10 protein-coding genes are annotated in these 12,722 nt (G+C 67.1%); all 10 read right to left on the bottom strand.

Annotation, left to right across the window (positions count from 1 at the left end; translation table 11 throughout):
- Positions 1-111 precede the first annotated feature (111 nt).
- Complete coding sequence (gene rsmI / locus Q0629_RS04325; RefSeq protein ID WP_298779366.1) at positions 112-939, bottom strand: 16S rRNA (cytidine(1402)-2'-O)-methyltransferase; 828 nt, start codon at positions 937-939, stop codon at positions 112-114.
- Positions 930-1,712 carry a methyltransferase domain-containing protein gene (locus Q0629_RS04320; RefSeq protein ID WP_298779365.1) on the bottom strand — a complete coding sequence of 261 codons (783 nt, stop codon included), beginning with the start codon at positions 1,710-1,712 and terminating at the stop codon, positions 930-932. The genes rsmI and Q0629_RS04320 overlap by 10 nt, the downstream gene beginning before the upstream one ends.
- Complete coding sequence (gene smc / locus Q0629_RS04315) at positions 1,712-5,122, bottom strand: chromosome segregation protein SMC (protein WP_298779363.1); 3,411 nt, start codon at positions 5,120-5,122, stop codon at positions 1,712-1,714. The genes Q0629_RS04320 and smc overlap by 1 nt, the downstream gene beginning before the upstream one ends.
- Positions 5,097-6,608 carry an Rne/Rng family ribonuclease gene (locus tag Q0629_RS04310; RefSeq protein ID WP_298779361.1) on the bottom strand — a complete coding sequence of 504 codons (1,512 nt, stop codon included), beginning with the start codon at positions 6,606-6,608 and terminating at the stop codon, positions 5,097-5,099. The genes smc and Q0629_RS04310 overlap by 26 nt, the downstream gene beginning before the upstream one ends.
- 92 nt (positions 6,609-6,700) lie before the next feature.
- Positions 6,701-7,393 carry a TIGR03936 family radical SAM-associated protein gene (locus tag Q0629_RS04305; protein WP_298779359.1) on the bottom strand — a complete coding sequence of 231 codons (693 nt, stop codon included), beginning with the start codon at positions 7,391-7,393 and terminating at the stop codon, positions 6,701-6,703.
- The gene (locus Q0629_RS04300; RefSeq protein ID WP_298779357.1) at positions 7,390-9,198 is read right to left on the bottom strand and encodes a TIGR03960 family B12-binding radical SAM protein; all 1,809 of its coding nucleotides are present in this window, start codon (positions 9,196-9,198) and stop codon (positions 7,390-7,392) included. The genes Q0629_RS04305 and Q0629_RS04300 overlap by 4 nt, the downstream gene beginning before the upstream one ends.
- 68 nt (positions 9,199-9,266) lie before the next feature.
- Positions 9,267-10,385, bottom strand: a complete 1,119-nt coding sequence (gene rodA, locus Q0629_RS04295) for a rod shape-determining protein RodA (RefSeq protein WP_298779355.1) — start codon at positions 10,383-10,385, stop codon at positions 9,267-9,269.
- Positions 10,386-10,418: 33 nt separating this feature from the next.
- Positions 10,419-10,754, bottom strand: coding sequence for a cell division topological specificity factor MinE (gene minE, locus Q0629_RS04290; protein ID WP_298779353.1), 336 nt, complete (start codon positions 10,752-10,754; stop codon positions 10,419-10,421).
- A gap of 183 nt (positions 10,755-10,937) precedes the next feature.
- Entirely contained in the window at positions 10,938-11,741 is an 804-nt protein-coding gene (gene minD / locus Q0629_RS04285; RefSeq protein WP_298779326.1) for a septum site-determining protein MinD, read from the bottom strand.
- A gap of 192 nt (positions 11,742-11,933) precedes the next feature.
- Complete coding sequence (locus Q0629_RS04280) at positions 11,934-12,722, bottom strand: septum site-determining protein MinC (protein ID WP_298779325.1); 789 nt, start codon at positions 12,720-12,722, stop codon at positions 11,934-11,936.

Below are 12,722 nucleotides of genomic sequence, written 5' to 3'. Positions count from 1 at the left end.
CACGGACAAGGTGGAGTAGCGGAGCGGAACAGCAAAAGCAAACGAGAGGACGGACTTCGGCGGTCCGCCCCCTCGTTCTTCATTGACGGGTTGAGGGACCGTCATTCCGCCTCAGCCCTTGCACTTTCGCATCAGGTAGTCCTTCACCGCGTTCTTCCCGATGGAGTACCGCTCCGCCACTGCGCCTGCGACGTCCCGCACCGTCGCCCCCTCCGCCGCCATGGCGTCCGCGCAGGCCTGCCAGGCCTCGTCCTGCGAGCCGTCCGCCGCGCCCTCCAGGCAGCCCTCGACCACGAGGGCCATCTCCCCCTTCAGCCCCTCCTCCAGGCGTTTCAGAACCTCCGACAGCGTGCCTCGAACGGCCTCCTGATGGACCTTGCTGATCTCCCGCACCAGAGCGGCACGCCGATCGCCCAGCACCTCCGCCATCTCCGCGATCTGGCGCTCCACCTTGTGCGGCGAGACGTAAAAGCACAGCGTCCAAGGCAGGCGCTCCAAAGACTGAAGGAGCCTGCGGCGCGGCCCCGGCTTCTCCGGGGGGAAGCCCAGAAACGTGAAGGGCTGCGGGGCGAGCCCGGACAGCAACACCGCCGGTAACACGGCCGAAGGGCCGGGCAGGACGTCCGCGGGCAGCCCCTCCTCCACGGCGTTCTTCAGCAGAATCCAGCCCGGGTCGGAAACTCCGGGAGTGCCCGCGTCGCTGATCACCGCGACGTTCTTCCCCTCCCTCAACGCCTCCATCAGGCGCGGGAGGCAGCGGTTCTCGTTGTGCAGGTGGAAGGGGACGAGGGGAGCCGCGATCTCGTAGTGGCGTAGCAGGACGGAGGACGTGCGGGTGTCCTCGCAGGCGATCAGGTCCGCCGATCGGAGGACGCGCAGCGCGCGAAGGGTGATGTCCTCAAGGTTGCCTATGGGCGTCGGGACAAGCGTCAGGGGCATCGTGCATCGTTCCTCTCTGAATTCAACCCGGAGGGCCCGTAGGCGCTCAGGAGTTCCTCCGTGTAGTGCCCGTCGGCCCCCAGCACGAAGAGCGGAGGCTCCACGGTCAACCCCTCCCCGCCCCCGCGGGCGCACTCCAGGAGGAGGAGGTTCGACGGCGCGCCCGGACGCGGGTGCACCAACCGCATCCTCTTGGGGGCGAGGCCGTGCACCGACGCCGCAGCCATTAAGGGCGCCATACGGTCCGTGCGGAGGACGCAGAAGAACCGTCCTCCGCGCTTCAGCAGGCGCGCGCCGGCGGCGGCCACGTCCTGAAGCGTGCAGCAGGCGCTCTCGTCCTCCGACGCCCCGTGGCGGGCGATGGCGCGGGAGAGGAGAGGGCTCACCCTTCCGCGCCCCGGCGTTTCGTAGGGCGGGTTCACCACCAGTCCGTCGAAGGACTCCCTGGGCAGCAGCGACGCATCCCGCAGGTCCCCGCAGAGGAACTTCACCCGGTCCTGAAGGCCGTTTTCATTCCGGTTGCGCTCCGCCAGCTTCACGAGCTCCGGCTGAAGCTCAAGCCCCACCACGTCGAACGGCGGAGGGAAGCGCAGGGCCAGCATCAGGGACACAGCTCCAGAGGCCGAGCCCAGCTCCACGAAGTGGGGCCGGCGCGCCCGGAGGCGCACCCATGCGGCCAGCAGCACCGTGTCCATGCTGACGCGCGGCCCCGCCGCGGGCTGCCACAGGCGGAGCCGGCCGTAGAGGACGTCGTCCCTCGTCGCCCCCTCCATCAGCGGTAGTTCTCCACGTCGATGCCGACGATGCGGGACAGGCCGGGCTCGACCATCGTCACCCCGTAGATGAGGTCGGCGCGCTCCATCGTCGTCCGCCGGTGCGTCATGACGATCAGCTGCAACGACCGGGAGTACTCCTTCGCCAGATCGGCGAAGCGGATGAGGTTGTACTCGTCGAGCGCCGCATCCACCTCGTCCAGCACGGCCAGTGGGACCTTCGCCACTTCGAGGGCGGCGAAGAGCTGGGCTATGGCCGTCAGGGACTGCTCGCCGCCCGAAAGCTGCGAGATGTTCTGCAGCTTCTTGCCCGGCGGCCGCGCGTAGATGTCCACTCCGCGCTCCCAGATGCTCGCGCCCTCCTGAAGCGTGAGCCTGGCCTCGCCCCCGGCAAAGAGCCGCTGAAAGAGCGCGTTGAAGCGGGCGTCGATCTCCGCCATCGCCTCGACAAAGGTGGACTCCACCTGAGCGTCCGTCTGCCGGATCAGCTCCCTCAGCTCGTCGGCGCCACCCCGCACGTCCTCCAACTGATCGCTGAGGAAGTCCACCCGCTCCGTCAGGGAGGTGTCCTCGGAGAGGGCCCCCAGGTTGTACGGGCCAAGGGCCTTCAGCTCGCGCTCCAACTTGCGGAGGGAGGCGATGAGGTCACGCCCTCCCTCGACCTCCCTGGCCTCCGCCGCGTCGTAGGGGTACTTTTCGTCCCACAGCTCCATCAGTTGGCCGCGCTCCGCTCCCACCGCGGCCAGCCTCTCTTCCAGAGCCGCGATCTCCGCCTGCCGCCCCGCCTCCGCCGCGTCGGCGCGTCCCGAACGGATGCGAAGCCGTTCAAGGCGAAAATGGGCCTGCCGTAGACGCCCCCGCTCCTCCTCAAGACATCGGGTCAACTCCTGTTCCTCACGGTGCAGCGCCAGGCGTTCGCGCCCGATGCCGCGGAGGAGCGTGCGCCGCTCCGCCTCCTCCCTCCTTCCGGCCTCGGCCTCCTCCGTCAGGCGTCCCAGATGGTCGGCCAGGGCCGCGTACTCGCCCTCCATCCGTTCCGCGATGACCCGCGCGCCGCGAAGCCGCTCCTCCGCGAGGGAGAGCTCCGCGCGCATGGGGGCCAGGGCAACCTCCACCCCTTCCCCATCCGCGATCTCGTTCAGTCCGGCGAGCTCTTCCTCAAGCGCCTCCGTCCGCTCCCCTGAGGAGCGCAGATCAGCCCTCAGCCCCTCCGCCCTGGCCACGCCCTGAGCGCGATCCGCCTCAAGGCGTTCAACGGAGGCCCGCAGTGCAGCAAGCGCCCTGCCCGAGGTCACAACGTCCGCCCTCAGCCGTTCCACCTCCGTCGCCGCCTCGTCCCGCGCGGCGGACAGCTCCTGCTCCCGCGCCTCGTCCGAACGGAAGGTCCCGTCCGCCTCCTCGATGCGCCTGCGCAGCTCCTCGAGAGCTTCCTGGGCCTGTGCGATCTGCTGGTTCAGGACGATGGCGCTGACCCTCTGACGTCCCCGACCGCCGCTGACCGTCCCTGAGGGGGCGAAGACCTCGCCGTCAAGGGTGGCGATGGGGAAGCGGGCCCCCTGCTTCGCCAGGCCGCTGCCGAGGGCGAAGTCCTCCACGATGAGCAGGTCCCCCATCATGTGAAGGAGCGCGGGCTCCCAGGGGGAGCGCACCTGAATCAGGTCCATGGCCCATCCCACAACGCCGGTTGAGGGCAGCCTGAAGCGGGCGTCGCGGTCCCGGGGCCGGCAGCGCTCAAGGGGCAGGTAGGTTACGCGCCCCGCGCGGCGCTGCTTCAGGAGCTCAATCCCCTCCTGGGCCTCGTCGAGCGTGCGGACCAGAAGCCAGAACTGCCGCCCTCCCATGTACGCCTCGAGGGCCGGGGCGACGTCCGAAGGACAGGAGAAGGCCTCCGCAGCCACCTCGGGACGGGAGCGCATACGGTTCAGGCGCGAGGCCGAGAGCAGAAGGCGGACGGGCTCCGGATAGACGGAGGCTCCGGCGCTGTCTCTCAGGGAGTCCAGGTCCGCCTCGCGGCGCGCGCGATCCCGCCTCATCTGCTGCAGCGTCGCCGCCTGCTTTTGACAGGAGGCGTAGAGGAGCGCGTGCTCGTCCGTCAGGCGCCCGTACCTGGCGGACAGCTCCGCGACTCGACGCTCCAGCGCGGCGCCCGCCTCCGCCCGGCGGCGCTCCTCCCCCTGAAGGCGCTCCAGCTCTGCTGCGCTCTCCCGATCGGAAGTGGCCAGGGCACGGAGCTCCGCCTCCGATCGCGAAGCGGAGAGCCGCCGTTCCGCCAGCTCATCCCGCAGGCGTTGACGGCGCTCCCTCTCGCGCTCCATGCCCGCGCGGCTCTCGTCGAGCTCCCGTGCCCGTGCTTCGATCGCCTCCCGGCACCCCGCGAGGCGCCGCTCTCCCTCGGCCACGTCCCCCCTCGCGCAATCCAGCTCCTGCCTCAGGGCGTCCCGCCGCTCCTCGTCCTTCCGCACCTCCTCCAGGAGCACGGCGCGCCTCTCCAGGATGGCCCGGACGCGCGCGGCGCTCTGAAAGGCCTGACGCTGCAGCGCATCCTTGCGAGCGGCCAGCTCCTCCATTCGCTCCGTGAAGGCCCTCTCGTCGAAGCCCTGTCCCCGCAGCGCCTCCTCGGCGCCCAGGACGGCCCGGCGCCAGACCTCGCGCCAACAAACCTCAGAGTCCAGGCGCACGCGCAGAAGCTGCGCCTCGGAGCGGAGCGCGGCTCCGGAGCGTTCCAGCTCCAGGCGCTTTGAGAAGTAGAAATCGCGGCGAAGGACCTCCAGATTGTCCAGGATGCCCCGGGCCTCCACGGCCACCTTGACGTCCGCGGCGATCTCGGCGCGGCGGTCGTTCAGGTCCCGAATCAGGGTTTCGATCCTCTGGGCCTCGCTCAGCGCGTCGTCGAGCCGCTTCAGCGTATCGTCCCGGCGGGCGCGGTAGCGGTCGATGCCGAACAGGAGGTCCAACTGGCGCCGGCGCTCCCTGGGCCGCTGGTGGATGGCCGCAGAAACCTCCCCCTGGCCGATGAAGGCAAAGCCCTCCCCCGAAAGGGAGAATCGCTCCTTCACCGCGTCCAGGTCCTGAAGCAGAATCCGCTCCCCGTCCAGCAGCAGCGTCCCACCGCCCTCCGCGTACTGGCGGCACAGGACGGCTCGGTCCTCGCTCTTCGTCATGACGAGGCGCACCTCGGCCCCCTTCGCCGGGGGGACGGAGATGCTGCCCGAAAACAGGAGGTCGCTCTGCCGGAGGATGCGAAGGGCCGTCCCGCTGCCCTCGCCCAGAATCCACCTCAGGGCGTCCAGGATGTTGCTCTTGCCGCTCCCGTTGGGGCCGACGATGGCAGTGAATCCGCCGTTGAACGTGAAGCTGCAGGGGCTGCCGAAGCTCTTGAAGCCCTTAAGGTGCAGGGACTCGATGGACAACGATGGAACTCTCCTCCCGCCGCTCAAGCTGGTGCGCCCGACGCTCCACCGCGTCCAGCGTCCCCTGAAGCTCGATGCGGTACTTGCTCCAGGCGAAGTCCGGCATCCCGGCGATGAGGATCTTTGCGTTCAGCTCCCGCTCCCACATCGCGAGGTACGTGTCGCGGACGTACTGCGCGACCATGGAGTTGGCCTGCAGCAGCAAGGCCTCCGCGCGGTTCGTCTGCGATATCTTCCTCAGAAAGCGCTTGATGGACAGGGCCAGCGTGTCCTCCCGCAGCACCCAGCCGTTATCGTTGCAGAAGGGGCACCCGCGGGTCATCACGGACCTCAGGTCCAACCTCCCGCGCTTGCGGGTGAGCTCCACCAGGCCAAGCTGCGTCATGCTGAACACGCGGGCCCTCGACCGATCCAGCTGAAAGACCTCTTCAAGGCGATCCAGCAGTTTTTTGCGGTCCTCCTCAAACTCCATGTCGATGAAGTCCACCACGACGATCCCGCCGATGGATCTCAGGCGCAGCTGGCGGGCCACCTCGTCCGCCGCCTCCAGGTTCGTCGCCAGCGTCGTGTGCCTCATGTCCAGGTCCCCGACGTACTTGCCGGTGTTCACGTCGATCACCGTCAGGGCCTCCGTGTGCTCGATCACAAGGTAGGCGCCCGATCGGAGCCAGACCTTGCGCTCCAGGGCCTGCTCGATCTCCGCCTCGACGCCGTAGTACTCGAAGATGGGCACGGCTCCCTCGTAGAGGGAAACCTGCGGACGGTCCGTCTTGTAGAGCGTCGCGACGTACTCGTTCACGTGCCGCATCTCCTCGGCGCTGTCGAGGATGATCTCGTCAACGCTGCCGTGGACCTCGTCCCGCAACACCCGGCCCAAAAGCCCCCGATCCTTGTACAAAAGGCAGGGGGCGGCCTGAAGCTCCGCGTCGTGCTCGATCTCGCGCCAGAGCGCCAGCAGGGACTCTACGTCCGCGGCCAGCGTCTCCTCGTCCACGCCCTCCGCAGCGGTGCGGATGATCACGCCGAAGTCGTCCCCCTTCAACTCCCTGGCGAAGTGACGCAACCGCTTCCGCTCCCCCTCATCGACGATGCGGCGCGACACGCCGGCCTCTCCGCCGTCGGGGACCAGGACGAGGTAGCGTCCCGGCAGGGAGATGCGCGGGGTCACGCGGGCCCCCTTGTTCTTGATAGCCGTCTTCGTTACCTGCACGACGATCTCCTGGTTCTCGACCACCTTCATGCCGTGTACGTCGTTGAGGTACAAAAAGGCGTTTCGCCCCTCGCCGATGGTGACGAAGGCCGCGTTGATCCCCGGCAGCACGCTCTCCACCCTGGCCTTGTAGATCTCCCCCGCCTTCTGGCGGTCCCACATGCGCTCTATAAAGACGTCCGCCAGCCGACCGCCCTCAAGGATCGCGACGCGCGTCTCCTCGTTCTCGCGGGTGTCGGCGATGATCTTTCGCTCCACACAGTCTAAAGACGACATTTGTCCTCCTTAGGGATCCAAGGGCCGGCCTGCGAGGTGACGCTGCACCGCCGGCTCTCGTAAATTTTCAGCCGCCCGGACGGGCCTGCCCCTCAGGGCAGCCGCTCAGGACCGCTCAATCTTTCTTCAGTAGTTCCGGATCGCAGCGTTTCGCCCTCCGCCGGGCCGCAGTCCACCCCCAGGACTGTAGCCAGAGGGCCGATGGCCGCCCTCACGACGTTCAGGTCCTGCCACCCCTCCAAGGCGCCGTCCGCGACCATCCTCCGGACCCAGCCGCCGATGCCGTTCTGGGCGGGCCGCGCCAGCACGAAATCCACCCAGTCGGCGCTGCCGTCCTCCTCGACGTCAACCCCGCTCGCACCCCGAAGCAGCGCGTCGCCGTAGAAGGCCCGCGCCCGTGCCAGGAGCTCCTCCGAAGCGAAGGACCCCACGCAGCGCACCCAATAACGGGCCGACTGGCAGACCTTGCCCAGCGACGGCGCGCCCTCCTCAGGCAGCTCGAAGGACAGCAGGCGAAAGTCCACGGGCATCGCCGCGTTCCACCGCACGAGAAGGTCCTCTGGCACCTCCTCGAGGTACACGTCCACAAGCTCTCCAAGGGCGACGACGCCCGCCGGCAGCTCAGGAGCGAAGCTCATCTTCGGGTGCGGGGAACAGCCCAGGGTCTGCGTCAGGCTGAGCCCGGCGCGCAGCGCGGCACGGGTGAAGATCGACGCCAGCGCGACGTGAGGGACGAAACACGCAAAGCCGCGTTTCTCGTAGCAAACGCGCACGCGAACGCTCACAGCGCCGCCTCCCGGCAGCCGAGGCCACAGCCCGCGCAGCCGTCGCGGCAGTTGGGCGAGAGCTTTCCCTCGTAGGCGCGATGCCGTTCGCGGAGCAGGAAGTCCTTTCGTACCCCGGGATGGATGTGATCCCAGGGCAGCGCCTCCTCCGTACCGCGCTCGCGCGTGAAGTCGAGGGGGTCCAGCCCGCAGAAATCGAAGGCATCCAGCCACCGCTGCAGGTTGAAGGTTTCGCTCCAGCTGTCGAAGCGCGCGCCCGTGCGCCAGGCCCGCTCGATGACGTCCGACGTGCGCCGGTCCCCTCGCGAGAGAACGCCCTCCAGAAACGTCTGCTCCGGCTCATGGTAGCTCAGGGAGAGGTTGCGGTCGCGGACGCCGGCCTTAAGGCGCCGCCCCTTCTCCCTGAGCTCCTCGATGGAGTTCTGCCTCTCCCACTGAAAGGGCGTGTGCGCCTTGGGGACGAAGCCGGCCACCGACACGCTGACGGAGGCCCTGCGCCGCCCCAGGGTCCGGCCCAGCTTCAGCGCTCCCCGGGCGAGCTCCAGGATGCCGTCCAGGTCCTCGTCGCGCTCCGTCGGGAGCCCCATCATGAAGTACAGCTTCACCCGGTCCCAGCCGCGGGAGAACGTCTCCGTCAGACAGGCTCGAATGGACTCCTCGTCCACGCCCTTGTTGATGACGTCGCGCAGCCTCTGAGTCCCTGCCTCGGGGGCGAAGGTCAGCCCTCCGCGGCGCAGCTGCTGCAGGCGCCCCGCCAGCCCGACGGAGAAGCTGTCCACCCTGAGGCTGGGAAGGCCCAGCCGCGCGCGGCGCTCCAGGAGCGGGCCCGTCAGCTCGTCGATCAGCCGTTCGATCTCCGAGTAGTCGCAGGAGGCCAGCGACAGGAGTCCCAGTTCGTCCCACCCCGTCCGGCGCAGCAGCGCGAGCACGGCGCTGACGACCTGGTCCACGCTCCGCTCCCGGACCGGGCGGCAGATCATCCCGGCCTGGCAGAAGCGGCACCCCCGGCTGCAGCCCCGGAAGAGCTCCAGGACCGCCCGGTCGTGGACGATGTTCACCGACGGGACGACCATGGAATCGGGGATGAAGACCGAGTTGAAGTCCAGCCGGATCTGGCGCTCCGCGAGGAAGGGGGTTGCCGCAGGGACCACGGGACATCCCCTGGCGTCCGAGGCATAGAGGGAAGGGACGTACACCCCCTTCATCTTCGCACAGGCCGCGAGGCGGGCGGCGCGGTCCTGTCCCCTGGTTTCCTCCAGGACGGGGAGCAGGTCAGGCAACACCGCCTCCCCATCGCCGATGCAAAAGAGGTCGATGAAGGCGTGCAGTGGCTCCGGGACGAAGGCCCCATGTCCGCCCGCAATGACGATGGGGTCCTCTCTGCGGCGGTCCCCGGCGCGTAGGGGGATACCCGCCAGGTCCAGGATCGTGAGGACGTTCGTGTACCCCATCTCGTGCTGCAGGGTGAAGCCCACCACGTCGAAGTCCGAAAGCGGCCTGCGCTGTTCGACGGACGTCAACGGCAGCCCGCGGGCCCGCAGGAGCGCCTCCATGTCCCCCCAGGGGCAGTAGGCGCGATCCGCAAGACAGCCCAGTGCGCGGATGAGGGGCGCCAGGATCTGAAACCCGTAATAGCTCATGCCGATCTCGTACACGTCGGGAAAGACAAGGCAGACCCGCAGCCTGTTCCCCTCGTCCCAGGACGGCAGGGCATAGCTGCGCCATTCGTTGCCGCAGTAGCGCGACGGGCGCGACACCTGGGACAGGAGCGGCCAGTCCGGCCGCTTGAACTCGGGGAAAAGCATTCAGAAAGACTCCTTCCAAGAGGCACGGGCGCCAGGGGCCCCCTTCGTGCGGGGACGTCAGCGCGAGCTTAAAAGTAGTAGGGACGCCTCACGCCCTCGACGTAGACGCTCCCCACGAGGCCCAGCCCCATGAACAGGGAGAGGAGGGAACTACCCCCGTAACTGAGGAAGGGCAGCGGCAGCCCCGTCACAGGCATCAATCCGACGCTCATCCCGATGCTCTCGAACGTCTGAACCCAGATCCACGACACGACCCCTGCCGCGATCAGCTTGGCGCGGCGGTCCCGGCTCTTGAGCCCCGCACCGACGATGCGGCAGAACAGGACGGCAAAGAGCAGGAGGACGACGATGCCGCCCAGGAAGCCGAACTCCTCCGAACTGACGCTGAAGATGAAGTCCGTGTGGGGCTCAGGAAGGAACCGCAGTTTGCTCTGCATCCCGAGCAGAAAACCCTTTCCCCAGAAGCCCCCCGACCCCACGGCGATGCGCGACTGGATCACGTTGTACCCGGCACCCAGCGGGTCCAGCATGGGGTCCAGGAACACCAATAAGCGCATCTTCTGGTACTCCTTCAGGCCCAGCCACAGGAAGGGGAGCATGAGGACGCCCGCTCCGCCGATGGCCAGGAAGTAGCGTATCGGAGCCCCCGCGGCGAAGATCATCCCGAAGGAGATCACCAAGTACACCAGCGCGCTGCCCGCGTCGGGCTGCATCAGGACCAGCAGCACCGCCGGCAGCATTGCGCCGACGCCTATCGCAAAGGTCCGGATCGAGAGGGGCGGATAGCGGCTGAGCACCTTCGACAGCATGAGGATCAGGGAAACCTTGGCGAACTCCGACGGCTGAAAGCGAAAGCCGCCGAGGGCCATCCAGCTGTGGGCACCCTTCACCTTTGGCGCCAGGACGACCGTCGCCAGCAGCACGAAGAGCGTGAAGGCGTAGAGGGGATAGGCCGCATCCAAAAGACGATGGCAGCCTATCGCCAGGATCGCGAACATCGTCGCAACGCTGAGGCCCAGGAAGCCGAGCTGGCGCAGGGCAAAATCCCCTCCGCGCCCATGGGGTCCCGCTGCAGCGCTGTAGATGCAGAGGATTCCCCAGAGGGTCAGCGCCAAGGCACAGGCCAAGAGGACCCGGTCCATCGCGGCGGCGTCCTCTTTGAAGGACGAGAGGCGCGGCGGCTCCATCACCTTCGTTCACCTAAAGCCCCGCACGGGCGCTCAGCGGTCCCTCTCCCGCCGGCGTCCGCCCGCGGGCTTCTCGCGGCGGCGCGGCTCCTCAAAGGACTCCCCGCTGCTCCCCCGCTTGATTCTCAGGACGGGAATGTTCGCCACCAGGGCAACCTCCTGCTCGTCGTGGTCCAAATCGATTTCAATCTTGCTGAGGTCGATGTCCATGTACTTCGTCAGGACGCCGATCATCTCATTGCGCAGCTCCTCAAGCAGCTGCGGCGAGATGTCGGTCCTGTCGTGTATCAAAACGATGCGCAGCCTGTCGCTGGCCTTTCGGCCCGACCGGTCGGCTCCACCGCCAAAGATTTTCCGTAAAAAGTCCACTACGATCTCTCCCCTGTCCGTGACTCCGTGTTCAGCCGTAACGTCCCCTCGCTCAACGCCTGAAACGAAAACTCCCGCCTCGAAAGGGACGGCACGTCGGCTCTCAAGGGCCCTGCCCTTCGCACTCTGCAGACGTCACTTCCCGCGCAGGCCGTTCGTTCGACGCGGCGATCCTTCTGCGGGCTAACGCCGCTTAAACAGGTTCTTAAACCAACGGAAGAGCCCATGGGAAGCGTAGGCATCGAGGTCCATCAGCGGTACCTCCTGCCCCATGAGGCGTTGGGCGATGTTCAGATAGGCCTGGGCTGCCGGGGACTCCGGGGACAAGGTCATCGGCTCGCCGTTGTTGGTGGCGCGGATGACGCACTCGTCCTCCGGGACGATGCCGATCAGCTTAATCGAGAGGACGTCCAGGATGTCCTCCTGCGCCAGCATGTCACCATCCTGGACCATCGTGGGCCGGAGGCGGTTGATGATCAGGCGTATCGGGGCCTTCCCCATGGACTCCAACATGCCGATGATGCGGTCCGCGTCCCGCACCGCCGGGATCTCCGGCGTCGTGACCACGAGGGCCTCGTCGGCCCCGGCCGCCGCGTTCTTGAACCCGCCCTCAATGCCCGCAGGGCAGTCCAGGAAGATGAAGTCGAAGTTCGGCCGCAGCTGACTGCAAAGCTCTATCATCTGTTCGGGGCTCACCGCGTCCTTCGTGCGAGTCTGGGCGGCGGCCAGCAGGAACAGGTTCGGCACCCGCTTGTCCCGGATCAGGGCTTGCTTCAGGGTGCAGTTCTTTTCGATGACGTCAATGAAGTTATAGACCACCCTGTTCTCAAGGCCCATAATGACGTCCAGGTTGCGCAGCCCGACGTCCGCATCGACCGCTACGACCTTCTTGCCGAACTTGGCCAAGGCCGCCGCGATGTTCGCGGTCGAGGTCGTCTTCCCCACCCCTCCTTTTCCGGAGGTCGTGACAATAACCCGAGCTCCCAATAGAAACCCTCCATTCGCTGAAAAAGCATACGCTCATTAAGGAAAGCGGTCATTAATTTTCGTAAAATCGCTAAAAACGACTTGCCAACCGCTCCCGATACCAGCCCTCCGGCCTGTACGGCAAATCATGCCGGCGTCATTCTAATCCCTGAGCCGCCCTGAGAAGAAGGGCCATTCAGAGGAATTTTGCGCTCACGGCTCCACCGCGCCGCTCAGAAACTCGTTCTCGCGGATGATGGGCTCCCCATCCTCGATGACGATCAGGACCGGCTTCTGCCATCCGGCGGTGGAGGGGTCCGCGTAGCACAGCTTATGTCCCAGGCGCACCTGCTGTGCCTCGAAGGAACCGGCCATGACGAAGACGTCCTCGCGGCCTCCGCGGCCGGCGTGGACCAGGCCCTTCAACTTTCCGGACACGATGACGCTTCCGCCGGCGGATATCTCGGCGCCGGAGTTCAGATGCCCCCACAGCACCACATCCCCCTCGGCCTCCACTACCTGGCCCGAACGCATAGAATTATACACAATCCTGACCCTGGGTGCCTCCCACTCCTTTGTGGCCCTGGACGCCTCCTTCGGAGGAGGCGGGGCGGCGACGGGCTCCGTCACTGCGAAGCCCGATCCGCGGAAAAGCTGCAGCGACTTCTCGTTGTCAGAGAGCCAGGCCAGGACGCGAAACCCCTTGCCCCAAACGACCTCCTTCAGGAGCTGAAGGAGAAGCTGCTCCGAACACGCCCTGGACTGAAAGTCGAGGACGATCCCCTCCGAGTCCGGAAGCTGATACGCCTGGGGCGGGATGCGGGACAGGAGCTCCAGGAGCGTTTCCTCGGAGGAGGAAACGGGCAGGAAGATGCGAATGCCGTAGCGCGTCCCCACCATCCGGATCTGAGCGCCGGAACCCCGGCTGAGGCCCTCTGAGCCCGACGAATGGCCTTCGGGAAGCGAGGGAGGATTGTCTTGAACGTCATGCTTATGGGACAT

Origin of the sequence: uncultured Fretibacterium sp. (assembly GCF_938030725.1) — a bacterium.
Classification (GTDB): Bacteria; Synergistota; Synergistia; order Synergistales; family Aminobacteriaceae; genus Fretibacterium.
Note: the sequence above shows the minus strand (reverse complement) of the source record. Positions and strands in the feature narration are given on the sequence as shown.